General features: G+C 62.7%; 32 protein-coding genes. 17 read left to right on the top strand and 15 right to left on the bottom strand.

The genetic code is table 11. The features are described from left to right. Nucleotides 1-57: 57 nt before the first annotated feature. From zapE to AC6UUM_RS09375, 6 genes are all read right to left on the bottom strand, one after another. Nucleotides 58-1170: a cell division protein ZapE gene (gene zapE, locus AC6UUM_RS09400; RefSeq protein WP_500802023.1), complete on the bottom strand. Its 1113-nt coding sequence runs from the start codon at nt 1168-1170 to the stop codon at nt 58-60. Then, nucleotides 1163-1648 carry a PaaI family thioesterase gene (locus AC6UUM_RS09395; protein ID WP_500802022.1) on the bottom strand — a complete coding sequence of 162 codons (486 nt, stop codon included), beginning with the start codon at nt 1646-1648 and terminating at the stop codon, nt 1163-1165. Before AC6UUM_RS09395 ends, zapE begins: the two co-directional genes overlap by 8 nt. A gap of 142 nt (nt 1649-1790) precedes the next feature. Further along, a complete protein-coding gene (locus AC6UUM_RS09390) occupies nt 1791-3011 on the bottom strand; it encodes a lipopolysaccharide biosynthesis protein (RefSeq protein WP_500802021.1) in 1221 nt (406 codons plus the stop codon). A 77-nt stretch (nt 3012-3088) separates the two neighbouring features. After that, on the bottom strand, nt 3089-3274 hold the full coding sequence (locus AC6UUM_RS09385) for a hypothetical protein (RefSeq protein WP_500802020.1): 186 nt from the start codon (nt 3272-3274) through the stop codon (nt 3089-3091). Between the two features lie 324 nt (nt 3275-3598). Next, nucleotides 3599-5230: an O-antigen ligase family protein gene (locus AC6UUM_RS09380; protein WP_500802019.1), complete on the bottom strand. Its 1632-nt coding sequence runs from the start codon at nt 5228-5230 to the stop codon at nt 3599-3601. Nucleotides 5231-5352: 122 nt separating this feature from the next. Then, complete coding sequence (locus AC6UUM_RS09375; protein ID WP_500802018.1) at nt 5353-6138, bottom strand: succinate dehydrogenase iron-sulfur subunit; 786 nt, start codon at nt 6136-6138, stop codon at nt 5353-5355. A gap of 124 nt (nt 6139-6262) precedes the next feature. Here AC6UUM_RS09375 and AC6UUM_RS09370 point away from each other — a divergent pair, with 124 nt between their 5' ends. Both AC6UUM_RS09370 and brnA read left to right on the top strand, forming a co-directional pair. Next, nucleotides 6263-6523: a BrnT family toxin gene (locus AC6UUM_RS09370; RefSeq protein ID WP_500802017.1), complete on the top strand. Its 261-nt coding sequence runs from the start codon at nt 6263-6265 to the stop codon at nt 6521-6523. Beyond that, on the top strand, nt 6423-6740 hold the full coding sequence (brnA, locus tag AC6UUM_RS09365; protein ID WP_500802016.1) for a type II toxin-antitoxin system BrnA family antitoxin: 318 nt from the start codon (nt 6423-6425) through the stop codon (nt 6738-6740). The genes AC6UUM_RS09370 and brnA overlap by 101 nt, the downstream gene beginning before the upstream one ends. Nucleotides 6741-6838: 98 nt before the next feature. On the opposite strand, the gene AC6UUM_RS09360 is transcribed toward brnA, so the two are convergent. The 5 genes from AC6UUM_RS09360 to AC6UUM_RS09340 all read right to left on the bottom strand — a co-directional run bounded on the left by AC6UUM_RS09360 (nt 6839) and on the right by AC6UUM_RS09340 (nt 11239). Then, on the bottom strand, nt 6839-7096 hold the full coding sequence (locus tag AC6UUM_RS09360) for an AbrB/MazE/SpoVT family DNA-binding domain-containing protein (RefSeq protein ID WP_500802015.1): 258 nt from the start codon (nt 7094-7096) through the stop codon (nt 6839-6841). 976 nt (nt 7097-8072) lie between these two features. Continuing rightward, complete coding sequence (gene sdhA / locus AC6UUM_RS09355; RefSeq protein ID WP_500802014.1) at nt 8073-9860, bottom strand: succinate dehydrogenase flavoprotein subunit; 1788 nt, start codon at nt 9858-9860, stop codon at nt 8073-8075. A gap of 17 nt (nt 9861-9877) precedes the next feature. Continuing rightward, on the bottom strand, nt 9878-10264 hold the full coding sequence (gene sdhD / locus AC6UUM_RS09350) for a succinate dehydrogenase, hydrophobic membrane anchor protein (RefSeq protein WP_500802013.1): 387 nt from the start codon (nt 10262-10264) through the stop codon (nt 9878-9880). 2 nt (nt 10265-10266) lie between these two features. Next, on the bottom strand, nt 10267-10677 hold the full coding sequence (sdhC, locus tag AC6UUM_RS09345; protein ID WP_500802012.1) for a succinate dehydrogenase, cytochrome b556 subunit: 411 nt from the start codon (nt 10675-10677) through the stop codon (nt 10267-10269). Between the two features lie 124 nt (nt 10678-10801). After that, nucleotides 10802-11239, bottom strand: a complete 438-nt coding sequence (locus AC6UUM_RS09340) for a hypothetical protein (protein WP_500802011.1) — start codon at nt 11237-11239, stop codon at nt 10802-10804. A gap of 86 nt (nt 11240-11325) precedes the next feature. Here AC6UUM_RS09340 and AC6UUM_RS09335 point away from each other — a divergent pair, with 86 nt between their 5' ends. The 3 genes from AC6UUM_RS09335 to AC6UUM_RS09325 are packed head-to-tail and all read left to right on the top strand — an operon-like array spanning nt 11326 to nt 14036. Further along, nucleotides 11326-12564 (top strand): cytochrome P450, encoded by a 1239-nt coding sequence (locus tag AC6UUM_RS09335; protein ID WP_500802010.1) that lies wholly within the window; start codon nt 11326-11328, stop codon nt 12562-12564. A gap of 9 nt (nt 12565-12573) precedes the next feature. Next, complete coding sequence (locus tag AC6UUM_RS09330) at nt 12574-13023, top strand: cupin domain-containing protein (RefSeq protein ID WP_500802009.1); 450 nt, start codon at nt 12574-12576, stop codon at nt 13021-13023. Next, nucleotides 13023-14036, top strand: a complete 1014-nt coding sequence (locus AC6UUM_RS09325) for a proline iminopeptidase-family hydrolase (protein WP_500802008.1) — start codon at nt 13023-13025, stop codon at nt 14034-14036. The genes AC6UUM_RS09330 and AC6UUM_RS09325 overlap by 1 nt, the downstream gene beginning before the upstream one ends. 14 nt (nt 14037-14050) lie before the next feature. Here AC6UUM_RS09325 and AC6UUM_RS09320 read toward each other — a convergent pair whose 3' ends face one another. From AC6UUM_RS09320 to AC6UUM_RS09310, 3 genes are read right to left on the bottom strand one after another with little or no spacing between them, the layout of a single operon-like run. Then, nucleotides 14051-14410 carry a DUF6285 domain-containing protein gene (locus AC6UUM_RS09320; RefSeq protein ID WP_500802007.1) on the bottom strand — a complete coding sequence of 120 codons (360 nt, stop codon included), beginning with the start codon at nt 14408-14410 and terminating at the stop codon, nt 14051-14053. Continuing rightward, nucleotides 14410-15390: a phosphotransferase family protein gene (locus tag AC6UUM_RS09315; RefSeq protein WP_500802006.1), complete on the bottom strand. Its 981-nt coding sequence runs from the start codon at nt 15388-15390 to the stop codon at nt 14410-14412. The genes AC6UUM_RS09320 and AC6UUM_RS09315 overlap by 1 nt, the downstream gene beginning before the upstream one ends. Then, nucleotides 15390-15908, bottom strand: a complete 519-nt coding sequence (locus tag AC6UUM_RS09310; RefSeq protein WP_500802005.1) for a GNAT family N-acetyltransferase — start codon at nt 15906-15908, stop codon at nt 15390-15392. Before AC6UUM_RS09310 ends, AC6UUM_RS09315 begins: the two co-directional genes overlap by 1 nt. Before the next feature lie 110 nt (nt 15909-16018). Here AC6UUM_RS09310 and pnuC point away from each other — a divergent pair, with 110 nt between their 5' ends. The 11 genes from pnuC to gorA all read left to right on the top strand — a co-directional run bounded on the left by pnuC (nt 16019) and on the right by gorA (nt 24873). Continuing rightward, nucleotides 16019-16582, top strand: a complete 564-nt coding sequence (pnuC, locus tag AC6UUM_RS09305) for a nicotinamide riboside transporter PnuC (protein ID WP_500802004.1) — start codon at nt 16019-16021, stop codon at nt 16580-16582. After that, on the top strand, nt 16558-17112 hold the full coding sequence (locus AC6UUM_RS09300) for an AAA family ATPase (RefSeq protein ID WP_500802003.1): 555 nt from the start codon (nt 16558-16560) through the stop codon (nt 17110-17112). Before pnuC ends, AC6UUM_RS09300 begins: the two co-directional genes overlap by 25 nt. 8 nt (nt 17113-17120) lie before the next feature. Then, entirely contained in the window at nt 17121-17822 is a 702-nt protein-coding gene (locus tag AC6UUM_RS09295) for an SDR family NAD(P)-dependent oxidoreductase (RefSeq protein WP_500802002.1), read from the top strand. Between the two features lie 68 nt (nt 17823-17890). Further along, on the top strand, nt 17891-19180 hold the full coding sequence (locus tag AC6UUM_RS09290; protein ID WP_500802001.1) for an adenylosuccinate synthase: 1290 nt from the start codon (nt 17891-17893) through the stop codon (nt 19178-19180). Nucleotides 19181-19302: 122 nt separating this feature from the next. Next, entirely contained in the window at nt 19303-19674 is a 372-nt protein-coding gene (locus AC6UUM_RS09285) for a thermonuclease family protein (protein WP_500802000.1), read from the top strand. Between the two features lie 6 nt (nt 19675-19680). Continuing rightward, the gene (locus AC6UUM_RS09280; RefSeq protein ID WP_500801999.1) at nt 19681-20157 is read left to right on the top strand and encodes a GNAT family N-acetyltransferase; all 477 of its coding nucleotides are present in this window, start codon (nt 19681-19683) and stop codon (nt 20155-20157) included. A 142-nt stretch (nt 20158-20299) separates the two neighbouring features. Further along, nucleotides 20300-20947 carry a BON domain-containing protein gene (locus AC6UUM_RS09275; RefSeq protein WP_500801998.1) on the top strand — a complete coding sequence of 216 codons (648 nt, stop codon included), beginning with the start codon at nt 20300-20302 and terminating at the stop codon, nt 20945-20947. A 65-nt stretch (nt 20948-21012) separates the two neighbouring features. Continuing rightward, nucleotides 21013-21597 carry an HdeD family acid-resistance protein gene (locus AC6UUM_RS09270; protein WP_500801997.1) on the top strand — a complete coding sequence of 195 codons (585 nt, stop codon included), beginning with the start codon at nt 21013-21015 and terminating at the stop codon, nt 21595-21597. A gap of 50 nt (nt 21598-21647) precedes the next feature. After that, entirely contained in the window at nt 21648-23342 is a 1695-nt protein-coding gene (locus tag AC6UUM_RS09265) for a DUF4153 domain-containing protein (RefSeq protein ID WP_500801996.1), read from the top strand. Continuing rightward, entirely contained in the window at nt 23339-23482 is a 144-nt protein-coding gene (locus tag AC6UUM_RS09260; protein ID WP_500801995.1) for a hypothetical protein, read from the top strand. Before AC6UUM_RS09265 ends, AC6UUM_RS09260 begins: the two co-directional genes overlap by 4 nt. A gap of 47 nt (nt 23483-23529) precedes the next feature. Beyond that, a complete protein-coding gene (gorA, locus tag AC6UUM_RS09255) occupies nt 23530-24873 on the top strand; it encodes a glutathione-disulfide reductase (RefSeq protein WP_500801994.1) in 1344 nt (447 codons plus the stop codon). Between the two features lie 2 nt (nt 24874-24875). On the opposite strand, the gene AC6UUM_RS09250 is transcribed toward gorA, so the two are convergent. Continuing rightward, entirely contained in the window at nt 24876-25373 is a 498-nt protein-coding gene (locus tag AC6UUM_RS09250; protein WP_500801993.1) for a PadR family transcriptional regulator, read from the bottom strand. A gap of 67 nt (nt 25374-25440) precedes the next feature. Here AC6UUM_RS09250 and AC6UUM_RS09245 point away from each other — a divergent pair, with 67 nt between their 5' ends. Then, a complete protein-coding gene (locus AC6UUM_RS09245; protein ID WP_500801992.1) occupies nt 25441-26352 on the top strand; it encodes an aspartyl protease family protein in 912 nt (303 codons plus the stop codon). Nucleotides 26353-26393 lie beyond the last annotated feature (41 nt).

The following is a 26393-nucleotide window of genomic DNA, read 5'->3' as shown; positions in this document are numbered from 1 at the left end:
GTGCAACCGCAGCATGCACCTATCCGGGCAAAACTGGGAGGCGGTTACACGTAAGCGCTACCCGCCATGCCCCAGCGCCAGGTAATCCGCCGACTGCATCTCCATCAACCGGCTCACCGTGCGCTCGAATTCGAAGCTCGAATCGCCGGCAACATACAGGCCGGCCGGTTCCGCATCAGCGGCAGCGATCAACTTCACCTTCCACTCGTACAACGCGTCGATCAGGTGGATGAAGCGGATCGCCTCGTTGCGCCGTTCCGGCCCCAGCACCGGAATGCCGACGATCAGCACCGTGTGATAATTGCGCGCGATTGCCAGATAATCCGCCGCCCCCAACGGATTGCGGCACAGCCGGGCAAAGCTGAACACGGCGGCGCCCTTCAGCGATTTGGGCACATGCAATGTCCGCCCGCCCGACAATTCCAGCTCGGCGGTCGGCACATTGGCGCGATCCTCCGGCGGATAATCGGTCATCCGGAAAAAGGCCGCCGACAGCGCGGCGCTGGCTTCTGGCCCATTCGGCACATGCCAGGTCTGCGTGCCCGACAATCGCGCCAGGCGATAATCGGTCGGACCATCCAGCGTGATCACCTGCATCCGTGCCTGCAACAGATCGATGAACGGCAAAAACAGATGCCGGTTGAGGCCGTCCTTGTAGAGATCGGTCGGCGGCCGGTTGCTGGTGGTGACTACCGTAACGCCACGCGCCAGCAAGGCGGTGAACAGGCGCGACAGGATGGCGGCGTCGGCGATGTCCTTCACCTGCATCTCGTCGAAACACAGCAGGCGTGCCGATGCCGCAATGGCCTCGGCCACACTCATCAACGGATCGGCATCGCCGGCCTGGCGGCGAGCATGGATGGCGCCGTGCACATCGGCCATGAATTCGTGAAAATGCGCCCGGCGCTTCGGGCTGACGCTGGAGGCGGCAAAAAACAGATCCATCAACATGGATTTGCCGCGACCCACCCCGCCCCAGATATACAGGCCTGCCGGAGCCGGCGGCGGCGACTTGCCCAACAGGCGGCCGAACAGGCCCGGCGTTGGCGCCGGCTGCGCCAGCGCGGATTCCAGTGCCGCCAGTTGTCCCACCACGCCGGCCTGGGCTGCGTCGACCTTCAGTTCGCCCGCCGCCAGCAACGCCAGATAGCGGCTGAGAACGTCAGTCAACCTGAGTTTCCCCGGGCCGGGTCGCATGGCCCTCACCGCTGGGCCGCGCCACGCGCGGGATCTTGCGCATCGTGCCGGTGAAGCTGGCGAGGTTTACGCCATCCTGCGTCACCAGCCCGCGCACGAACAGCATCTTGCCGGTTTCCTTCAAGATTTCACCGTGCGCCTCGATTGGCTTGCCGACGATGCCGGCCGACAAAAAATCTGTGGCACAGCTGAGCGTGACGGCGGCGCTGTTTTCCAGCTGGCGGAAGATGAAGGCAAACATCGCCATGTCGATGAACGACATGATAAAACCGCCGTGCAGATAGCCCAGGCCATTGCTGTGTTTGCGCGCGGTTTCCATGCGGCATTCCACGCCGCGCGGCCCTTCGCGAAAGAAAAAATCGCCGAGCATGGAGGCGAAGCGCCCGTCGGGATCACGGCGCCAGCAGGTCCAGCCAGCATTGGGGCCATCAGTGAAGGTTTCGCGCGCCATGATCGCCACGGTTAGCGCCCGGAGCCGCGACCGTCCAGACCGTTCGCGCGTGACAATCCGGGACTGTGGTCCGGATTAGCCTGCCACGAAAAACCCCCTTGGTCGCGCAAGCCATGACCGCTGGCGGCCGGATATCAGCACGTCAGGGCGTGCGTACCGGGGACACATAACGGCGCGCGACCACAACATTCGCGATGGCGCGGAAAGCGATCATCCCCGTTACCGCCGTGGCAGCACCTGCGGGACCATACCAGGGGATCAACGTGAACAGGCAGATCGCCAATATTCCCAAGCTGGCGATGGTGATGCCGATCTGGAGGCGCTCGTTGCCGGACATGATGATGATGGCGCCAACGGGGCCAGCGAACAAGTTGCACAACTGTCCAAAAGCCATGATCGCAAGCGGCAAAGCCGCGCCCGCAAATTCGGGCCCGTAAACGAAGGCGACGATTGGCCCAGGCATCAAGATCAAGGCCAATATCGGCGGGCCGCCCATCGCCAGCATCAACCAGGTGGCGCGGCGGTGTCGTCGCCAGGCAAGGTCGAGGCGGCCGGCGCGAACATCAGCAGCAATCGGGCCAGAAACGAAGTTTTCGGACGTGGTAACGATGAGCGTGCCTATGGTGATGATCTGATAGGCCGCGCGGAAGACGCCAGTTGCGGCAGCGCTGCCGGTGCTGCTGATCTGAATGAGCAGTGACCAATCTGCGGCGATATGCATGAAACTGATGGCCATTATCATCAGGCCTGCTCGGCTGTAATCAAGATTTCGGGGGGCTGCCGGCAGCCCCCAGTTCCGGGCGCGCGTAATCAAACTCGCCCAGCCGAGCCCTGCTGAAAGGCCGTTCACGATGAAAAACAAGAGGATGGCCAGCCCTGCGGAAAGCGGGACCTTGGCAATCGCCAGCGCCAGGATGACAAGCGCGAACAAGCAAATCCCCGCAGAATTGCAGATCTGGCCGATAATGGGTGCACCCGATCCCCGCAGGCCGCCAGACGCCATCTTCATCATCGGCCACACCAGGATGCCCATGGACGCCGCGAGCATCGTATTGGGATCACCACCAATAAGGCTTGGAAAGTTGATGGTCAGCAGAACGTAAAATGTGATAACTGATGTTGCAACGAGCGCGACAAAGCGGGTCATGCGCCACAAGCTTGCCCGCGCCCGACCGCCAAGCCCCGATTCCAGGTCGCCCGCCACCTCGCGCAGGCCAATCCGATCAAGACCAAAAAGGGCGAAGGTGGACAGAACCTGCGCAGTGGAGATGCCCAAAGCATAGTGGCCAAGGGTTTCCGCCCCCGCGTATCGCGCGATGATGATGCCGGATATGGCAGACGATGCCGCGGCGGCACCCGTCACGGCATAAGCGACCAGAGCCGGCGATGCCAGTCTCTGCCAGACCGATGCTCCCAAAGACGTCGGCATAGTCACAAGGGTCAGCTGGCCTTTCCGACATGGACTTGGCTGGACGTGAAAACAAAGAACATATCGAGGCAGGTCCGCGCAAACCAGGGCAGCATGCGCCCGCCGCAAAGACGTTCTCGGCCAGCCAGCGGGGTGCGAAAAGCTGATGCGATTGGTGCCAACAGGGTTGCAGCAGCCACTTCCACGATCATTGGCATGCAACCCACCTTCCAAAACCGCCCATCCCGGAAAATCCGATGTGATGCAGCGTCAGCTCACGATTTCAAACTTCAATTCGATCACCCGGGTTGCCGCTGCAACGCCAATCATGGCCTTTATCCGTCCAATCACTTCATCGCCATGATCCACAATTGATGCAGTTCAAATCCGCACCACGTTCGAGCCAGAATTCATCGCCAAATCTGGCGCTGTACAGAAGCGCACTCCAACAAACCACATCAAGGACCGCGCAGACATGCCGGCTCCAGCCTTGATTGCAGGCTCACCCACCAAGCCACCGCCAAGCCTGCCGTTTGCAGGCATCATGTGCGGGCGACAGCCGTAACGGCTGAGTGCATCAATGCCCGGGTCGGCGGGGCGGCTGCGATACGCAGCGTCTGCCGACGATGCAGCGCAAGGATGCAGGCACCAAGAGTCAACACCATATAATTGTTATCAGTACTGCTGATAACATAAGCCGTAATGATGAAGCTGATGATGCCAAATGCCAGAGACCCGGCCAATTCATCCGTATCATCTTCAGCGCGAAGATAAGTGATGATTCCGAGCCATGACAATCTGGCAAGACAGCCGAAGAAGCCGATAAACCCAATTGGCCCAAAGTCAACGAGATAATTGATGTAGAGGCTATCGATAATATAAACGCCTTGCGGACTGATCTGCCCAACCACCGGTGGAGAATTGCCATTACCGACACCGATAGGATTCTTTAGAAGCTGGCTCCTTGCACTGGCCCATTGCGTGTCGCGTACCTCATCGCTGGTAGCATGCTGCTTGCCGCCGATGGTATATGTTTGCAATCTGTGACTGCTGGCGATGGCGCCGGCCATAGCGACAACAGCAGCGAACACAAATACGAGAACTAAAAGTGATTTGAACGGATCACCAGACCGACGGAACGCGATCAAGCGAAATCCATACAGTACTGCGCCGCCGAAAACAGGGATCAACATCGCCAAGGTTGCTGTTCTGCTGTTTGTAAACCACACGGTCTGCAGAACAAGGGCGACCAGCGATATGCCCAGAACAATCTTCGTTCCCCGCATCTTTCGAATTTCTTCGAAAAGAAGCGGAAACGCCAAACACAAATACTGTGAATAAAAGAGAACGATGCCAAACGTAGAACGAGTACGATACCGGCCATCGCCAAGGCGCGTCTGGGAACTAAGATAAGTTTCCAGCAGATTTGGATCAATTCGCATGAAGGACGGGATGAAGTTCAACCAGGGTGGCTGTTGCATCCAGTTTTCAAGCACTGATACCAACATCGTGAAGATGCATGTCAAACTTAGCATTAACATGATCGGCCTTATTCGCCGCATATCTGCCAACGCCCACGCAACGGCGATCATGGGGGACAGAGCCAAGATTTCTTGCATGAGGGAATATCGGACGGTGTCTACGGGGTGCGGCGCCATGGGCAAGGTCCACACGACAGTCGCCAGATACAGTGCGTAGAGGCCCAAGGCGATCTTGTCGAAGCCGAGAATATTGGAAATTGCACGACGACCTTCGGCATGCTGGGCAAAATACACCACCATGGTAACCAGCAAAGCACCCAGTATCAGCCGAGGCGGAGTAATCCATGGCAGCCCTGGCAATGCCACCGCGATATAATTTGGCCATGCCACCATCGCAATCAGATAGGCGATAGCAAGCTTGTAAATCGGTGGATTGCTGACCCGATCGACATCAGGCAACAGCCACAGGAGCAGGCCAAACATCGCCCCGAGCGGCACAATGATGAAGCCGACGGCTCGCGTCCCTCCGGCCGCTGTCACCATTCCAACGAAGATTGACAAGAATATCAGCGTGGCAATCGCGAACAGCTTGGCTGCCGGCCACCAGCGCTTGTATTCGACACTCGAATATTCCGGCAGGATGCGTTGACCGTACCGCAAGAAGGCTGATCTCGTGGCCAGAGTTGATTTCACGTCGTCACCCTTCCACCCTCAGGACCCGTGGCACTCAACGGGCGCCCATCTTCTCGCCTTATCAAAGCTGATGCTGCACTGCAAGATACAGGCCAAACGAGTGCCATCTGCAACCAGGCGCTTCAGCCCACCCGTTCCAGCATCATCAACTTGATCTCGGCAATCGCCTTGGCCGGGTTGAGGCCCTTGGGGCAGACATTGGCGCAGTTCATGATGGTGTGGCAGCGATAAACGCGGAACGGGTCCTCCAGCGCATCCAGCCGTTCGCCGGTCATCTCGTCACGGCTGTCGGCCAGCCAACGATAGGCCTGGAGCAGGATGGCTGGGCCGAGGAACTTGTCGCTGTTCCACCAGTACGACGGGCAGGCCGTCGAGCAGCAGGCGCACAGGATGCATTCGTAAAGGCCATCGAGTTGCTCGCGCTGCTCCGGGCTCTGCACGCGCTCTTCGCCCGACGGCGCGGCGGTAACAGTCTGCAACCACGGCTTGATCGAGGCATATTGGGCATAGAAATGCTTGAAGTCCGGCACCAGGTCCTTGATCACCTCCATGTGCGGCAGCGGCGTGATCACCACCTCGCCCTTCACATCGGCGATCGGCATGGTGCACGCCAGCGTATTGGTGCCATCGATGTTCATCGAGCACGACCCGCAAATGCCTTCGCGGCACGAGCGGCGGAAGGTGAGCGTCGCGTCCACCTCATTCTTGATCTTGATCAGCGCATCCAGAACCATCGGCCCGGTGGCATCAAGATCAAGCGCATAGGTGTCGTACCACGGGTTCTGCCCATCGTCCGGGTTCCAGCGATAGATCTTGAAGCTCTTGGTCCGCGCGGCCCCCGCCGGCGCCGGATAGGACTTGCCGCCACCCTTGATGACGCTGTTCGGGGGGAGGGAAAATTCAGCCATGACCGCTCACTTTATCGAGATTTGCAACGCTAACCTCCTCATCTGCGGCTGACAACTGCCGATATGACGCGCTGCGGCAATAGGTGGTGAAATCATATCATTTCCGTGCTAGATGGGGACGGTGATGTTCGAATGGGATGCCATCAAGAGCGATGCCAATCTCGCCAAGCATGGCATTGATTTTGTGACGGCACAAAGCCTGTGGGGCGATGCGGATCGGCTGGAGATTCCATCACCGGTGGCCAGCGGCGAAGAACGCTGGCTGGTGACCGGGCGAATCGACGATGTGGTCTGGTCGGCCATTGTCACCTATCGGGGCAGCAATATCAGGATCATATCCGTCAGGCGTGCCAGGAGTGAGGAACGTGAGGACTATTTCCGCTGAAGAGTTCGACCGCCGTTTTGACGATGGCGAAGATGTGTCAGAGTTTCTGGATATGAGCCGTGCCCGTCGCCCCGGTCAGGTCAGCAAGCGGGTGAATGTGGATTTCCCCGCCCACATGGTCGCCCGCCTGGATGCCCAGGCCCAGCAGCGCGGCGTCACGCGCCAGGCCCTGATCAAGATGTGGTTGGCCGACCGGCTGGATGCAGCGGGCGCGTGAGGGCAATGGGTGGCGCTTGAAAAAGCGCTTTGCCGCCTCGTGCCGGGCAGGCTCATCATGCACCAGCAGCCGCACCAGCACATTGGTATCAATGGCAATCAACGCGTTTCGCGCCGGAAACGCTCTGCCGCGGCATCGAGGATGCCCTCGTTCATGTCCTCGATCGAAACCGTCGGCCCGTCATGCTTCAGGATACCGGCCAGCCGCATGATGTCGCCCTTCACGGCCCTCATCGTGTAGCTGCCATCCTCGGCCTTCTCGAAACTGACCCGATCACCAGTGTTCAACCGCAAATCTGCGCGCACATCGGCGGGAATGGTCAACTGGCCTTTGCTGGAGAGGACGGCGGTGGACATTCCTAATCCTTACATCAGGTAAGGAGGAGCGACAATGGGATGATCGATTGACGTGAGATTCGGCCGTCGTTTGTGTTACAGAAACAAGTATTAAATCTCTTGATGGAAACCGCACGAACCATGATGGATAGGAATCGTAAATCGCACTGCCAACGCTGATTGTGAGGCATAAGTATCAATTTTGAAAGGAAACTTATTTACATTTTACAGGCGTTTTTGACATATATCTGAGAAAGAAATCACACTCGATAGCTTCGTTGAAATCGCGAATAGCTATAGGTTTTTTCTGTAAATATGATAGCGCACTTGCTTGATCATAGTTCATCAATCTTATTCCTGAATCTGATCGTAGAAGAACATGTTCAGGAGTCATAAATATAATGCTCACGCTTTCTGACCCGCGATCTGTATTAAGAATGGCGGAGGGCCTATCTATCCGCACTTGAAAATCCTCTGCACCCGACAGAGTAGCGCCAAACAACATTGAACAGAAAGATCCACATACTAACAATATCTTTATCTCTGTAGGAATTTTTGGTATATATTTTATAACTATAAAAAACCCACAAAGCAGAGAAATAGAAACAGACCAAAGCAATTTTATACTAAAGAAACTACCCCCTAGTAATTTAAATGTTCCAAAGGAACCAAATATCGGAAACAAAATAAAAAATAAATAATTGAATTTCGTAGAGGCTGTAGGATCTGATTCGAATCTGAAAAAATATATTGACGACAAAAATAACATAAACATAAGAATTGATATATAAATAATGTTACTCGAAGCTAAAAACAGCCAAATTATATCCGAAAACGATAGAATAGATATGATTGGCGAATTTATTGATCCAAGTAGCCCCCTCGCATAGGCGTAGGACACGAGACCAACGGACAGTGTTGCAAGTCCTGACGACGCTACAAGAGTAGCACCAAAATCCAGCCAACCCTTAGCGGAATTGAGACTACTCATATGCGCTCAATACGTCCGCGCCTTCGGCTTGATATACTCGATGTCGTCCGACAGCGTGTAGGTGTGCACCGGCCGCGCCGCCAGTTCCACCGAACCATCGCGGAACCAGCCCAGCGAGTGCACCATCCACTTGTCGTCATCGCGGGTCGGGAAATCCTCGTGCATGTGGGCGCCGCGGCTTTCGTGGCGGGCTTGCGCCATGTGCACGGTCAAAACCGCCTGGCCGATCATGTTGTCCAGTTCCAGCGTCTCGATCAGATCGGTGTTGAACACCATCGAACGATCGGTGGTGCCGATATCGGCCATGCGCTGATAGACGGCATCGATCTTGCGCACGCCTTCATCGAGGATTTCGCTGGTGCGGAACACGCCGGCGTTGGCCTGCATCGTCTTCTGCATGGCCAGGCGCACTTCGGCGGTGGTGGAGCCGCCCTTGGCGTGGCGGAAGCCATCAAGGCGGCCCAGCGCGAAATCGGCGTTGTCCTTCGGCAGCGGCTGATGCGCGGCGTTGGCCTTCTGGATGGCCGCCACACGATGCGCGGTGGCGCGGCCGAACACAACGAGATCGATCAGGCTGTTCGAACCCAGGCGGTTGGCGCCGTGCACCGACACGCAGGCGGCTTCGCCCACCGCGAACAGGCCGGGCACCACGCTGTCAGGGTTGCCATCCTTCAGGGTGACGACTTCGCCGTGATAATTGGTCGGGATGCCGCCCATGTTGTAGTGCACCGTCGGCACCACCGGGATCGGCGCCTTGGTCACATCCACCCCGGCGAAAACCTTCGCGGTTTCGGAAATGCCCGGCAGGCGCTGCGCCAGCACGGCCGGATCGATGTGATTGAGATGCAGGTGGATATGATCGCCCTCTGCACCCACACCGCGGCCCTGGCGGATTTCCATCGCCATCGAACGGCTGACCACGTCGCGCGAAGCCAGATCCTTGGCGGACGGCGCGTACCGCTCCATGAAGCGTTCGCCGGCCGAGTTGGTCAGATAACCACCCTCCCCGCGCGCGCCTTCGGTGATCAGGACGCCGGCGCCATAGATGCCGGTGGGGTGGAACTGCACGAATTCCATGTCCTGCATGGCCACGCCGGCGCGGATCGCCATGCCGCCGCCATCACCAGTAGAGGTATGCGCCGAGGTCGCCGAGAAGTAGCAGCGGCCATAGCCGCCGGTGGCCAACACGGTCTGGTGGCTGCGGAAGCGGTGGATGCTGCCATCTTCCATGTTGATGGCGATCACGCCCTTGCACTCGCCGTTGACCATGATCAGATCGATTGCGAAATATTCGATATAGAAATCCGTGCTGTACTTCAGGCTCTGCTGATAGAGCGCGTGCAGCATGGCGTGGCCGGTACGGTCGGCGGCGGCGCAGGTGCGCTGCGCCGGCGGGCCGTTGCCCATGTTCTGCATCATGCCGCCAAAGGGGCGCTGATAGATGCGGCCCGCTTCGGTGCGGCTGAACGGCACGCCGAAATGTTCGAGCTCATAAACCGCTGCCGGCGCTTCCTTGCACAGATACTCGATCGCGTCCTGATCGCCGAGCCAATCGCTGCCCTTCACCGTGTCATACATGTGCCAGGTCCAGTGATCCGGCCCCATGTTGCCCAGCGCCGCGGCAATGCCACCCTGCGCTGCCACCGTGTGGCTGCGGGTGGGGAACACCTTGGTGATGCAGGCGGTTTTCAGCCCGGCTTCGGCAATGCCCATCGCCGCGCGCAGGCCGGAGCCGCCGGCCCCCACCACCACGGCATCATAAACATGATCGATGATCTGATAGGCTTCAGCCACGTATATTTCCCATCGTCTCAGGCAGCAGTGCCCAACGCCACCTTCAGCACCGAAAACAGTGCGAGGGCGGCGAGGGCGAATGTGTAGAAATTCAGCGCCAGCATGGCGATGACGCGCTTTGACCCATGCAGATAATCTTCCAGCATGACCTGCACGCCCAGCCGGAAATGCCAGAACACCGTGACGATCAGCAGGCACATCGGCACCGCCACCAGCGGCTGGCGCAGCCACAGCAAGGTGCTGCCATAATCCAGGCTGGGCAGCCGGGCGAGGCTGATGACAAACCACAGCACCAGGAACAGATTGCCCACCGCGGTCACGCGCTGCACCCACCAGTGGTGCACGATGCCGCCGCCCGCAGCGCCCAGGCCGCGCACCCGGCCCAATTGGGTTCCGTTGCCCATCGTTACAGCCCCTTGCCCAGGATGATGAAGCCCCACAGCGCCGCGGTGGCAACGACAGCAAAGATGATCGTCGCCCACGCCGTGCGACGCGAGGTGACCAGATCAAAGCCTTCGCCGGCATCCATGATGAAATGGCGGATGCCCGCGCCCATGTGCTGGAACATCGCCCACGTCAGGCCGATGCCAACCAGCGCACCGAACGGCGACACCACGATCGACTGAAAGAAACGGAAATAGTCCGGCCCGCTGGCCAGCGCCGCCAGCCACCAGGCAAAGATCAGCACGGCGCCAAAGGCCAGCGCATGGCCGGTGACCCGGTTCAGGATCGAAACCGCCATGTGCACCCGCCATTTCCAGATGGTCAGGTGCGGTGACAAAGGCCTTGGCGGCGGCGCAATCGGACGAGAAGCCATCATACCCCCTTGCGCCAGCCCGGAAACGGCGGCGCATGTTGTTTGCTGTTCATACTCCGCTGGCGCTGCGGTGCAACAGCCGCGACAAGCCGCCCCCCAAAAACGGCTGGATCATGACGGCAATTCAGCCCCCGCACTGAATCAGCACCGTGCGTTCCAGCCCGGCATAACGATGCACCAGCGCATCGCGATAGCCACCATCAGCCATCATGTTCAGGAAATGCTGCCGCGACGGATAGCGCACCATCAGCACCTTGTCCCAATCGGCTTCCGCCGTGCCGGCCTGGCCGATGAAGACCTGCTCGCACGGGCCATCATAGATCACCTGCGCCTGGCTGATATCGCCCACCGCCACCGTGAAGGCGTGCTGGTAACGGGCATAGGCGTCCACGCCGCTGCACGCCGGCAAGCCCAGCTCGGGCGGATATTGCGCCTCCGCGCGAAATTTCAGCAGGTTCAGCATCACCACCGGGCCGTCGCGGCCGGAATCGCGCAAGTGCCGCACCTGATCGCGGGTGGGATCGATGCTGGTATCGACATTGCCCAGCGCGGGAATCGCCATGGAAGAACCCTTTGCCATAACCGGAATGCTTGATAGCATCGCACGAATGACCGCCGAATGGCGGCAGCAAAAATGGGGAGGATCACATGGCGACTCTTGCACCTGCGTTCGGCCTGGATGTGCCGCTGTCGGCAATCGATACGTCTGATGCCACCTTGTATGCGACCGACAGCTGGCGGCCAGTCTTTGAACGGCTGCGCGAAGAAGCGCCGGTGCATTTCCAGCCGAACAGCCCGTTCGGCCCCTTCTGGTCGGTATCGCGCCATGCCGATATCCAAGCGGTCGAAGCCCGGCCCGATATTTTTTCGTCCGACATGAAATATGGCGGCATCACCATCCTGGACCAGGTGGGGGAGATCAACCGTCCGCAGTTCATCGCGGCAGACCGGCCCTATCATGGCGAACAGCGCCGGGTGATCGCGCCGGCCTTTGGTCCCGGCGAAATGGCAAAAATGGCCGATGCCATCCGGCGGCGCACGGGCGAACTGCTCGATACGCTGCCGATTGGCGAGCAATTCAATTGGGTCGAGCGGGTATCAATCCCGCTGACCACCGACATGCTGGCCATCTTGTTCGATTTCCCGTGGGCGGATCGGCATCTGCTGACCTTGTGGTCCGATATTGCCGGCGATATCGAAATGGCACTCAACCCGGAAACTGCCGCCCAGTCCGTGCAGCATGGCAAGGACATGCTGGCCTATTTCGATCGGCTGTTTGCCGAGCGCAAGGCGCTGCCACCAACCAACGATCTGATTTCGATGATGGTTCATTCGGAATCGATGGGAAACATGCCGGATCAAGAGCGGATCGGGAATCTGATCCTGCTGATCGTGGGCGGCAATGATACCACCCGCAACAGCATGTCGGGCGCAATGGCGGCGTTTGATCGCTATCCCGATCAATGGCGCAAGCTGATCGACGATCCCGGCAAGATCGCCGGCGCCGTGCCCGAAATCATCCGCTGGCAAACCCCGCTGGCCCACATGCGTCGCACCTGTGTGGCCGACAGTGAGATCGCCGGCCAACCGGTGAAGAAGGGCGACAAGATCGTCATGTGGTATCTATCCGGCAACCGCGACGAAAGCGTGTTTCCCGATGCCGAGCGCCTCGACATCGAACGCGCCAACGCCCGCCGCCACCTGGCGTTTGGCTTTGGCGTGCACCGCTGTGTCGGCGCCCGGCTGGCGGAGCTGCAAATCCAGATCCTGCTCGAACAGATGCTGGCGCGGCACATGACGGTGCGGGTCACCGGCCAGCCCGAACATGTCGTGCAATGCTTCGTGCATGGCTATACCAACCTGCCGGTTACCATCGAGCGCCATTGAACCCATTCGATGCCGAAGATCGACGCCACCACCCTGCCCGTTCGCACCGGTTCCAATTACCTGCCGCCCCACGGCGCGGTGATGGCTGGGCGGGCGTGGCAGGCGGTGGGCGCGGCCGGCGGGATCAGCCAGTTCGGTGCCAATCTGGTAACGCTGGCGCCGGGAGCCTGGTCCAGCCAGCGCCACTGGCACAGCCATGAAGACGAATTGGTGGTGATGCTGGCGGGCGAAGCCGTGCTGGTCGAGAACGATGGCGAAACCATCTTGCGCCCCGGCGATGTCGCCTGTTTTCCGGCCGGGGTCGCCAACGGCCATCACCTGCAGAACCGATCGGACGCGCCGTGCCGCTTCCTGGCGGTCGGCACCGATCACGTCGCCATCGATCAATGCCATTACCCGGATATCGATATGCACCTGGGCCCCGAAGGTTATCGCCGCAAGACGGATGCAGGCCAGTGATGGCCCGGCGTGATGTGATGGCCGCGGGCCTGGCCAGCCTGCTGCCCCTGCCGGCCGCGGCGCAACCGATGCCGCAGGGGGCGATGCCGCAGGGGGCAACTGCGCCCGGCGTCCGCCTGGTGCCCGACCGCGACGCCATGGTGCCCGTATCAGCCAAAGGAGGGTCGGCTCGCATCTATGTGCGCATCAACGGCGCGCTGAATGGCAAGCCGCCGATCCTGTTCATCCACGGTGGTCCAGGCAGTTCGCACTGGGGCTGGCTGAATGCCACGGCGCTCGCCGACGACCGCGCCGTGATCCTCTATGATCAGCTCGATTGTGGCCGCTCCGATACGCCGGGCGATCCGGCCAACTGGACGGTGCCGCGCTTTCTGGCGGAGATCGAGGCGATCCGCGCCCATTTCGGCATCGCGCGCTGGCATGTGCTCGGCGGCAGTTGGGGCGGCACGCTGGCGCTGGAATATGGCGCGACACGCCCCGCGGCCTTGGCGAGCCTGGTGCTGCAATCGCCGCTGGTCTCAACCGATCTGTGGCTGCAGGACGCCGCGCTGTTGAAGGCCGGCATGCCCGCCGACGTGCGCGCGTTGCTCGACCGCTGTGACACGCCAGATGCGGCGATGCAGAAAGCCTGCGATGCCGCCACCGATGCCTTTTATGCGCGCCACGTGCGTAGGGTCATCCCGCCGCCGGCCTTTGCCGCCTATCGCGACGCGCTGCCGGTGCCGTTTGCCGCCAATCTGTACAATCACATGTGGGGCCGCGCTGAATTCACCTGCACCGGCACGCTGAAAACCTACGATGGCCGGCCATTGCTGCCGAAACTCGATGGCCGCCGCACGCTGTTCGTGGCTGGCCAGCATGATGAAGCCCGCCCGGAAACCATCACCCGCTTTGCCGGCGCCGCGGGCGCGATGATGGCGACGGCACCTGATGCCGCGCACAGCATCATGCTCGACAATCCCGGCTGGTATCTGGCGCTGCTCAGGCCGTGGTTGGCGCGGCAAGACGCTTGAGCGCATTTGTTGGTTCAGGCGCCAAGCCGCCTGAACGTTGCATAACGCGGATTGTCCACCGCGCACTTGGCCAGCGCCACGCCGAGCAGCGCATCGACCAGCCCCGGCGTATCGGCTGTCTTCGCACCGCTGCGCAAATCCGCGCACAGGCCGGCCCGCAAGCCATCGAGATCGGCATCCACGCCCATCACGCCGGCCAGCAGCGCATGCTCCTTCGCCTGCGGGGCCTGCGCCAGTTCGCGCGCCACGATGGCCAGCGCATTTTGCGCCACCTTGGCATGAAAGGCGCGACGGCCCGACAATTCGCCTTCCAGCTCGGCCAGGAACCCGGCCACCGCTTCGATCAGGGTCTGTGCCTCGATCTGCTCGGCCATCAGATGCCTCCGAATTTCAGCAAGTGCATCAGATCAAGCTCAACCTCTGACACCCGCCGGCCGATCGCCGCGCGCTCCACCGATTTCAGCCGGCCCGACACATGATCATCGCCAAGCTGCAAGCAGGCCATGCCCCATTTCAGCGTGCCCCACACCTCCCACAGCGCGGCGCGATCCCGGTCCACCGCGCCGCCAACCGCCGCTTCATAGGCGGCATAAAGTTCCTCGCGCTGGCCGAAACCACCGACCGGATTTTGCCATACGCCGAACCGCCAGCTGTTGCAGCACAGCCAGCCCAGATCTTCATGCCCGTCGCCCAGATGCGCCAGTTCCCAATCCAGCACCGCCACCAGACCGTCGGGCGCGACAAGGAAATTGCCGGAGCGGAAATCGCCATGGACAATATTGGTCGCCGGCCGGTCGCTCACGCGCTCCCGCAACCAGGCGAAGGCCAGATCGAACACCGGCGAATCCACGCCGAAACGCTGATAATTGGCAAACATCCGCACCAGCGCCTCGGCGGTGCTGGCGGTCGGCAGCGCCAGCCCGGCGGCGGCGCTCAGCGGCATCTGGTGCAACCGCGCCAGCACCTCGGCACATTGCCGGGTCAGCATGGCACGCGCGGGCGCATAATCCGGCAATTTCAGCCATTTCGATGCCAGTGCCTCACCCGGCAGCCGCGCCATGATGAAGCCTTCGCCCAAGCCATCACCCGGCTCCAGCACCCGCACCACCTCGGCGACCGGCAGCCCGGCGGCAAATGCCCGTTGTTGCAGCCTGGCCTGATCGGCGCGCGACAGACCGCCTTCGGGCACGCTGCCGGTGGCGGCACATTGCAGGATCAAGGGCCAAGCCGTGCCATCCGCGCGCACCGCATCGACGGCATAGGTGGCCGATGACGCACCGCCCGACAGCGCCTCCACCCGCGTCACCGGCGCTTCGATCAGCGCCGTAATCGTGTCGTTATCGGGAACCGCCATCAATCGCTGACCAGCCGCGCATAGGACAATTCGTCATGCCAGAAATCGCCGTCGCGCCAGCTTTCGACGAACCGCCCTTCCAGCCGGAACCAGTTGCGTTCCAGCACGCGCTGCGCCGGGCGATTGCGCATATCGGTGACTGCAACCACCCGCCGCCGGCCGCGGTGAAACAGCCGCTTCAACATGGCCTCGACCGCTTCGGAGCAGATGCCCTTGCCGCGTTCGCGCGGATCTACGGCAAAACCAATCTCACACGTGGCGTTCCACGGCGGTGAAAAACGTATGCCCAAGTCTCCCAACATGCCGCCTTCCCTGCCCAGAACAGAGAATTGCTGCCAGCCATCGGAATCGGGAGCCACACGGCGCTGCATGGCGCCAATCAGCGCAATGCTTTCCTCCACGCTGCGGGTCAGCGGATCGAAGGGCGCGCTGGACCGGATGCGGTGCCAGTCGGACGCCTCCTCCACCTGCATCGGGCGGATCAGCAGGCGATCACTGATAATGTCCCATTCGGCCATGGCGGCGGGTGCTTCCGGTTGCGAAACACATCCTCTGCCACTTGCCGGGCGTTCACTGCAAGCGTGTACGCCTGTTGTGTCCGCTGGCCGGCCATGCTTGATCACACGCCATGAACCCGTGGGAATTGCTCGCCTCGGCCTTCGGGCTGGCCAATCTGCTGCTGCTTGCGCGGCGGTCGGCGTGGAATTATCCGTGCGGCATGGTGATGGTGGCGATTTTTGCCGTGATCTTCTTTCAGGCCCGCCTGTACGCCGTGGCAGGGTTGCAGCTCTTCTTCTTCGCGGCGCAAATCCACGGCCTGTGGGCGTGGCGCCGGGCCAGCGGCGATGCGGTCGGCGATGATGCGGTGCCCGTGCGTCGCCTGCCCGCCGGGCGCTGGCCATTAGTGATCGGCCTCGGGGCCGTGCTGTCGGTGGCCTTGGCGCTGTTGTTGCGCCAGACCGATGCGGCCGCCCCCATTGCCGATGGCAGCGTCGCCGCATGGTCGCTGGTCGCCCAGGCGCTGACCAATTTGCGCATCGTCGAATGCTGGCCGCTATGGGTGGGCATCAACATCGGTTCGGTGGCGCTCTATGCCGGCCAGGCGCTGTGGGTGACAGCCGGGCTGTATGGGCTGTTCCTTGCCATCGCCCTTTACAGTTGGCGCGAATGGCAGCGCGCGTCGTCGATCTGATGCTACACGTCGCCTTTCTGGGGGTGGAATCGACCGGCAAATCCACGCTGGCGGCGCAACTGGCACCGCAATTGGGCGGCGTGGTGATGCCCGAATATGGCCGCGAATATGCCGAGACGATCGGCAGCGATTTCACGCCAGAAGCGCTGCGCCATATCGCCCGCGAACACGCCGCCCGACTGAATGATTTGCGCGAGACCCGCCCGCCGCTGCTGATCGAAGACACGGATGTGGTCATCACCGCTGCCTGGTTCCGCATGCTGCATGGGCGCCGCGATCCGGAAATCTCCGCCATCCCGGCGCGCGCCGATCTGCACCTGCTGTTCGCACCGGACACGCCCTGGGTTGACGATGGCACGCGGCAATTCGTCGGCCAGGATCGGCTGGCCTTTCAATCTGCGATCGAGGATGAGCTGGCCGTGCGTGGGCTGGATGCACTGCTGATCGCCGGCGATTGGCAGCAACGCCGAACGTCTGCGATCACCGCCATCATGCGCCGGCTGGACAAAGCCGCCAGCACCGCCCCATAGGCGCAGCCATGGCGACCATCCTTCTCACCGGCGCATCCCGCGGCATCGGCGCCGCCGCCCGCAGCGCCCTCATTGCAGCCGGCCATCAGGTGATCGGCCAATCGACCGCAGGCGGCGACGGGCTGATCGCCGCCGATTTCGCGCAGGCACATGCCGCCGCTGCGCTTTGGGAAACGGCCCTGGCGCAAGCCGGTGGGCGCATCGATGTGCTGGTCAACAATGCCGGCGTGTTTGAAGCGGCGGAACCTGATGATGCGGATGCGTTTGCGAACGCCTGGGGACGCAGCCTCGCCATCAACCTGCAATCCGCCGCCGATCTGTGCCGCCACGCGGTGTTGCACTTCCAGCAACAGGGGGGCGGCCGCATCATCAACGTCGCCAGCCGCGCCGGCCACCGCGGCGATTCGCCGAAACATTGGCATTATGCAGCGGCAAAGGGCGGCATGCTGGCCATGACCAAGACGATTGCGCGGGGCTATGCCGCGCAAGGCATATTGGCCTTCGCCATCACGCCGGGCTTCACCATGACCGGCATGGCCGAGGAGTATCTGGCCAGCCGCGGCGGCGACAAATTGCTGGCCGATATTCCGCTGGGCCGGGTGGCCGACGCGGCGGAAGTGGCCGAAACCATCCGCTGGCTGGCCACCGACGCGCCGGCCAGCCTGACCGGGGCGACGCTCGACATCAACGGCGCCAGCTACGTCAGGTGAGGGGGCTGGCGTTGACGCTTGGGCCTTCAGGGCCTAATCGCCGCCCGCGTATCATCTGAAAGACTGTAATGCCCAACGTCACCGTGATCGGCGCCCAATGGGGCGATGAAGGCAAAGGCAAGATTGTCGATTGGCTGTCGGCGCGTGCCGATGTCGTGGTGCGGTTCCAGGGTGGCCACAATGCCGGCCACACGTTGGTGGTCGGCAACCAGGTGTATAAACTCTCTTTGCTGCCATCGGGCATCGTGCGCGGCACGCTTTCCATCATCGGCAATGGCGTGGTGTTCGATCCCTGGCATTTCCGTGACGAAGTGGCGCGCATCAGTGGCATGGGCGTTTCGATCACGCCGGACAATCTGGCGGTGTCAGAAACCTGCCCGCTGATCCTGCCGCTGCACCGCGATCTCGATGCGCTGCGCGAAGATGCCATGGGCGCCGGCAAGATCGGCACCACGCGGCGCGGCATCGGCCCGGCCTATGAAGACAAGGTCGGCCGCCGCGCGCTGCGCGTCATCGATCTGGCGCATCTCGATGAGCTGGCGCCACAGCTTGAGCGCCTGCTCGCCCATCACAATGCTCTGCGCGCCGGGTTCGGCGTTGCACCGGTCGATGCCGATGAACTGCGCGCGCAACTGGCCGAGGTCGCGCCAAGCGTGCTGCCGTTCATCCAGCCGACCTGGAAGCGCCTGCGCGATGCACGCTGGCGGCGCGATCGCATCTTGTTCGAAGGCGCGCAAGGCGTGCTGCTCGATGTCGATCATGGCACCTGGCCGTTCGTGACCTCATCCAACGTCGTCTCCGGCCAGGCGGCGGCGGGCAGCGGCATGGGGCCGGATGCCACCGGCTATGTGCTCGGCATCGTCAAGGCCTACACCACCCGCGTCGGTTCCGGCCCCTTCCCCACGGAGCAGGACAATGACGCCGGCGAGAAACTTGGGCAGCGTGGCCATGAATTCGGCACGGTCACCGGCCGCAAACGCCGCTGCGGCTGGTTCGATGCCGTGCTGGTGCGCCAGGCGATGGCGGTGGGCGGCATCACCGGCATGGCGCTCACCAAGCTCGATGTGCTCGACGGCTTTGACGAGGTGCTGATCTGCACCGGTTATCGGCTGGATGACGCCGTGCTCGATCACCTGCCAGCGCACCCGTCCGATCAGGCCCGGGTCGAGCCGATCTATGAACGCTTCGAAGGCTGGAGCGAATCCACCGCCGGCGCACGCAGCTGGGCGCAATTGCCCGCCCAGGCCATCAAATATATCCGCCGCATCGAGGAATTGACCGAATGCCCGGTGGCGCTGGTCAGCACCTCGCCCGAGCGCGACGACATCATCCTGGTGAAAGACCCGTTCCGCGACTAACGCCCCTCTCCCCTTGCGGGAGAGGGAGGGGCCCGCGCCGAAGGCGTGGGAGGGTGAGGGGTTGCAAGCTGGCCGCTGCGCCACCTCTTGCCAACCAGAACATTTCCGGTACAAATGCCGGCATGCCCCTGCCGCTCCTCGCCCTGGCCAGCGCGGCCGCTTTCATCTGCGCGGCGCCGTCTCACCATGATGGCGACAATATCCGCTGCAGGAACGTGCCCGGATCGATGCGCCTGTATGGCATCGATGCGCCGGAAATGCCCGGTGCTTGCAAACCCGGCCGGCGCTGCGTGCGCGGCGATCCCTTTGCGTCGCGTGATTATCTGCGCCGCCTCACCCGCGGCCGCGCCGTGCGCTGCGAAACGCTGGACGTGGACAGCTATGGCCGCCGCATCGTCAACTGCACCGCCGATGGCGTCAACATCGGCTGCGCCATGATCGCCGCGCGCCAGGCGGTGGCGCGTTATGGCGCGCTGAATTGCCGGCGCGGCTGAACCGGGATGACTGTGCGCATCATCCCCGCCGATGATTCGCATTTCGCCGCGCTGATCGCCGCCACGCCGCTGCCCGGCCTCGCCGTGGCTGATGGCGGCATCGAAGCCGCAGACGTGCTGGCCATGTTGCGCGATCTCGCCGCCACGATCCGCCCACAGTTCGCGCCCGCCGCCTGGTTGATCGTCGATGATGCCGAAATCGTCGGCCTTTGCTCGCTGGTGGCCCTGCCGGAAGCCGGCACGATCCACATCGGCTATGGCATCGCCGCCAGCCGCCGGCGCCTGGGTCACGCCAGCGCCGGCGTGCAGGCGGTCGTCGATTGGGCCCGCCATGACCCGCGGGTCAGCCGGATTGCTGCCGAAACCGCAGTGGATAATCGGCCTTCACAACGTGTGCTGCAACACTGTGGCTTCACCCGTACCGGCACCCGGGTAGATGATGAAGATGGCGCGCTGATCTGCTGGTCCCTCGCCGCCGTCTGACCTGGCGTGCCATGCCCTTTCTTGGGGTAGTTTCCGGTTCTGACGGCCCTGTCGCCCCTGATGCTATCACGGTTGCGTCTGGCGAGCCCGATCCCCCCAAATTTGCCGGGAGACCCGCTGTTGCCAGCCGCAGGAGACAGCCATGTCCACCGACCAGCAGCTCAAGCAATCCGTCCTCGATGAACTCAAGTGGGAGCCGAGCGTCAACGCCGCCCATATCGGCGTGACCACCAAGCACGGCGTCGTCACCCTGACCGGATCGGTTGAATCCTACACAGAAAAGCACGCCGCCGAAACCGCGACACTGCGGGTGAAGGACGTCAAGGCCGTCGCTGAAGAGATCGAAGTCAAGCTGCCGTTCAGCATGAAGCATGGCGATGCCGAGATCGCCGAAGCTGCGGTGAACCGCCTCGCCTGGACATCGTCGGTGCCCAAGGATGCCGTGAAGGTCACGGTCAACAAAGGCTGGATCACACTGACCGGCGAGGTGCATTGGCATTTCCAGCAGGAAGTCGCGGCCGAAGCCGTGCGCACCTTGTGGGGCGTGACCGGCGTGTCCAACCAGATCAGCATCAAGCCGCAGGCCAATGCCAGCAACATCAAATCCGATATCGACAAGGCGCTGGACCGTTCATGGTTCAACCCGGAACATGTCGTGGTGACGGCCAATGACGGCAAGGTCACGCTGACCGGCAATGTTGACGATTGGAGCGAGCGTTCGCTGGCCGGCACCACCGCCTGGGCCGCGCCCGGCGTGATGTCGGTCACCAACGACATCCGCGTCAACTGATCGGCGCTTTCCCTCGGCCGGCCAAACGGCCGGGGGGTTGGCCACGATGTTCCAAAGGAAATGCCATGAGCAGCGCACCCGATATCCCTCTGACGGCCCCAGCCACATTACCCGGTGTCCGCCTCGCCGGTTCGCCCGGCCTGTTGATGTGGGTGGGCCTGGCGATGCTGGCCCTGGGCATCGCCGCCATCATCTTCCCCACCTTTGCCACGCTAGCGGCCGTGCAATTTGTCGGCTGGATGCTGCTGCTGTTCGGCCTGATGTTGCTGATCGGCTCATTTTCGATCCGCGGCGCCGGGCCGTTCTTCGGCACTTTGCTGCTCGGCCTGCTGTCGGTGAGCGGCGGCGTCTTCCTGCTGTTCAATCCGGCCGTCGGTGCCCTGTCGCTGACATTGATGGCGGGCGCGCTGTTCGTGTTTCAGGGGACGACGGAAATCGTGCTGGCATTCGGCATGCGACCGAACCGCCGCTGGGTCGGCATGCTGCTGTCCGGCCTTGCCAGCATCTTGCTGGCCGTGCTGATCGCGGCGGGCTGGCCGGCCATCTCGCTCAGCGTGCTCGGCATCTTGTTCGGCGTGAACTTCATCAGCACCGGCATCGCCTATGTGCTGATCGCGCGCCACGCCCGCCCCGAAGCACTGGCGCGCTGAACGACTGACCCGGCTTGCCACCGCGTGGCGGCGCGTCCAGATTGCCGGCGATGATCACCGCCCCCTGGCCCTCGCGCGCTGCCCTGCTCGCCCTGCTGGGGGCGGCCATCGGCCTGATCGTTGACGCCCTGTTGCCCGGCAATGCCCGGCCCACGCTGGCCGCGCAGGCGGCGGTCACCGGGCTGGTGACGCTGGGGCTGATCTTCGCGCTGGTGTGGGAACGCACCAGGCCATGGTTGGCACTGGCCTTTGCTGCCCTGGCGGCCACGGTGGTCGCCGGCGGCACCTGGTTTTCCAGCGGAATCGGGGATTTCGGCCCTGATCTGTGGCGGCTGCCCTGCGCGATGATCGCGGTCGCGGTGGCGACGCCCTTGTTTCAAAGCTGGCGTGATGCGCCGCCCGACGGCCCGCGCGTCCCCTATGAACAGGCCCATGATTGCGCCTGGACCGGGCTGGTCACCATCGGGGCTGCCCTCGCCTTCACCTTGGTCAGCTGGCTGTTGGCCTGGCTGCTGGCGGGCTTGTTCAAGCTGATCGGCATCGATGCGCTTGAACGCCTGTTGCAGAACGCGCACTTCTCGGCCGCCCTGTTGGGGGCCGCGCTGGGCGGCGGGTTGGGGCTGGCGCGCGATCAGGCAAGCATCCTGTCCACCCTGCAACGCGTGCTGCGCTTCATCCTGTCGGCGCTGGCCCCGGTGCTGGCGCTGGGCCTGGCGCTGTTTCTGGCTGCGCTGCCGGTCACCGGGCTGGCGCCGCTGTGGGAGGCGACCAAGTCCACCACGCCGATCCTGCTGGTCTGCATCGCCGGCGCGCTGGTGCTGGCCAATGCCATCATCGCCGATGTGCCCGCCGACGAAAGTCAGCGCCGCCCGCTGCGGCTGGCCGCCGCCGTGCTGCTGGGCTGCATGTTGCCGTTGGCGGTGATCGCCGCCGTCTCCACCGCGGCGCGCATCAACCAATATGGCCTGACGCCGGATCGGCTGTGGGCTGCCACCATCGTCGGCATGGCCCTGGCCTATGGCGCGGCGCCGCTGTGGGTGTTGGCTCGGCCGGCTGTGTGGATGGCGCGGGTGCGGCAAGGCAATCTGGTGCTGGCGTTCGCCCTGTGCGCGATGGCGATGGTGCTGGCAACGCCGCTGGCGGATTTCGGCGCGCTTTCCACGCGCAGCCAGTTGGCACGGTTGACCAGCAGCGACGTGAAGCCCGCTGACTTCGATTGGGCCGCACTGCGGCATGATTTCGGGCCGAACGGCGTGGCAGCGCTGCGTCGCCTTGCCGCTGCCAAAGACAAGGAAACCGCCCGCCTTGCTGCACAGGCGCTGCGCTCGACCAATCGCCATGATCTGGCCGCGCAGCAACGTGACAAGCAAGCGGAACGCGAACTGGCTGCAAATCTTGTGGTGATCCCGGTGGCGCGCCCGGTGCCGTCGGCCCTGCTGGCCCTGATTGCCAAGCAGATCGGTTGCCAATCACCGGATGCCATCTGCGTGCTGTATTGGCCCGCGGACGCCACAAGCGCCACCCTCTTCCTGGCGGCCGATCGCTACCGAACGCCTGCGGTCCGCTATCGCCAAACCGCGACCGGCTGGGACCATGCGGAACCGGAACCGCCGGGAGAGTTGTCCGACGCGCGCCGCGCCGAAATCCGTGCCGCCATCCGCGCCGGCAAGGTGGAGGTGCGCCAGGTGCCGACCGCGCAATTGTTCATCGATGGCGAGCCGGTTTCGATGCTGGATCCGCGATGACCATGTCGATGCAGCACACCGGTCTGGCGCTGCTGGCCCTGGCGGTGATCAACCTGAACACCTGGAATGCAACTGAGCGTCCTCTGGTATTGGCTAACCGCGTGATCGGCGCGATCATTCAGCCTGACCAGCCAAATTAATTGGTGCAGCGCACGTCTCTGCCGTAACGAACGCTCAGGAGATCCACATGAGCGATTTTGATTTCGATCTGTTCGTTATCGGCGCCGGTTCGGGCGGGGTGCGCGCCAGCCGCATCGCCGCGGGTCATGGCGCGCGCGTGGCGGTGGCCGAGGAATTTCGCGTCGGCGGCACCTGCGTGATCCGCGGCTGCGTGCCCAAGAAATTGCTGGTCTATGGATCGCATTTTGCTGAGGATCTGGATGATGCCCGCCGCTTCGGCTGGAACATCACCGCCCGCAGCTTTGATTGGGCGACCTTGCGTGACAATGTGCTGGCCGAAGTTGATCGTTTGAACGGCCTGTATCAGACGACGCTGGACAACAATCAGGTCACCACCTTTCACGGCCATGCCCGGATCATCGATGCCCACACGGTGGAAGTGGACGGCACCCGTCACAGCGCGAAAACCATCCTGATCGCCAGCGGCGCGCGGCCCTATATCCCCGAATTGCCCGGCGCCGAACATGGCATCACATCGAACGAGGTGTTCCATCTGCCGGAACTGCCGCGCCGCATGGTCATTGCCGGCGCCGGCTATATCGCCACCGAATTTGCCGGCGTGTTCCATGAATTCGGCAGCGACGTGACGCTGATCAACCGCAGCGAGACCATCCTGCGCGGCTGGGAACCGGCGCTGGCCGACCGGCTGCTGCAGATCAGCATCGCCAAGGGCCTGAACTTCAAGCTCAACTGCCGGCTGGATCGCGTTGAGAAACTGGAGGATGGCAGCCTGCGCATCCACTTCACCGATGGCAAGACGCTGGATACCGATGTGCTGATGTGGGCGCTGGGCCGGGTGCCCAACATCGAAGGCCTGGGCCTCGATGCCGTGGGTGTGATGCTCGACAGCAAAGGCGCCATTGCCGTGGACACCGAAAATCGCACCAACGTGCCCAGCATCTTCGCCGTCGGCGACGTGACCGACCGGGTGCAATTGACCCCCGTCGCCATCCGCGAAGGCCACAGCTTTGCCGACAGCCAGTTCGGCAACAAGCCCTGGCGCGTCGATTACACCGCGATTCCCTCGGCAGTGTTTTCCAACCCGCCGCTGGGCAGCGTCGGCCTGACGGAGGCTCAGGCCCGCGACGCCTTTGGCCAGGTGCGGGTGTTCACATCCGATTTCCGCCCGATGCGCAACGTGCTGGCCGGCCGCAACGAGCGTGCGCTCTACAAGCTGATCGTGGATGCCAGCACCGACAAGGTGGTCGGCGCCCACATGATCGGCCCCGATGCACCGGAAATCCTGCAAGCGGTCGCCATCGCGGTGAAGGCGGGCCTGACCAAGGCGCAATTCGACGACACGATGGCGCTGCACCCGACGATGAGCGAGGAACTGGTGCTGATGCGCTGAGCTCAGTCGCCGACGAAATCCAGCATCGCCAGCCACTGCGCCCGCGCCGCCAGCCAGGTGCGGTGCACACGCTGAGACAGCGGCACATTGGCAAAGGCCGGCCGCTCGGCGAATTCGGCGGCGCGTGCCCGCACATCATTAAGAAACTGCGTCCGCCGTTCCGGCGCCACCAGATCGAGATGCACCAGCCGGGTGCGCAGCGGATCGAAGCCCATGCCGGCGGCGCGATCGGCATCGAGCAGCCACGCCTCCAGCGCGGCGCGCCCGGCCGGGGTGATCCGGTAATCCACCCGCTGGCGGCGGCCATCCTGCGCCGCTTGAGTTTCCAGCAAGCCGCGCGCTGCCAATCGCTTGATCATCGGATAGACCGCGCCGGCCGAGCCTGACCAATATTCCGACGGCGAATTGGCAAAGGCCTGCGCCACCACATAGCTGGTGGTGGGCCCGCGCTTGGCGATTTCGGCCAAAGCGCCGCCTTCAAGATCGGTCAACCGCATCATCACCAATGCCTTGACGGCAATGGGGCCATGCGTCAAGATATTACGAATCGTAATAAGGGAATCCATTATGCGCCACAGTCTGCTGCCGATGCTCGTCCTCTCCCTCGCCGCAAATGTTGCTGCCCAAACGCCCGTCGCAGCGGCCGAAACCACCATCAGCCTGCCGATGGACCTGAGCACCGGCCGTCCGCGCCTGCTGGCCAGCATCAACGGCGGCCCACCAGAATTGGTGGAATTTGACACCGGTTCCCCCGGCATGGTCATCCAGCGGGCCTCGGCAAATCGGCTGCATGCGCCGGTGGTGGGCGAAACCACGCTGGCAAGCCCCTATGGCAATGCGCCGCCGACCAAGGCCAAGGTGGTGCGGCTGAACACCCTGACCCTTGGCGGCGTGGCAGCGGCAGCAACTGACGCCGTGGTGATGGAGGATGCCAGCTTTGTCGGTGCCGATGCCCCGCCGATCATCGGCCCCGGCCAGTTTCCGGGCCATGTCATCACGCTCGATTATCCGAACGGGCGTTTCATCCTCAGCCGTGCTGCCCCCGCCGATGCGGCGCGCTGGCAGAAGCTGAGCCGCGAGGGCCTGTTGGAAGGCAATATCGAGATCGGCGCCGTCACGATCCCGCTGCATATCGACAGCGGCAATCCGGGCGCCATCACCTTGCCCACAGCTTTCGCCGACCGCGTCGCGCCGGGCGTGGCGATGATGAAGATCGGCGCCATCCGCACCGTCGATCGCGAGATTCCCATTCAATTGGCCGATCTTGGCCGCGATGCCCGGGTGGCGGGCGCTGATGTGCGCCTGGGCAAGACGCTGTTTGCCGATATTCCGATGGCCAACATGGGTTCCGATGCGCTGAGCGGGTTCAGCATCATCATCGACAATCCGCGCAAGCGCTGGCGGCTGGCAACCGCCGGCAACGAACGGCCGCTGCTGGAAGCCCGGCCGCCGCGCCAGCCAACCCCGCCGCCAAACTGACACGGCGCCTTGATCCGGCATGATGGCGTTTCTTGCCAAAT

Source organism: Sandarakinorhabdus sp. (assembly GCF_987265915.1).
Note: the sequence above shows the minus strand (reverse complement) of the source record. Positions and strands in the feature narration are given on the sequence as shown.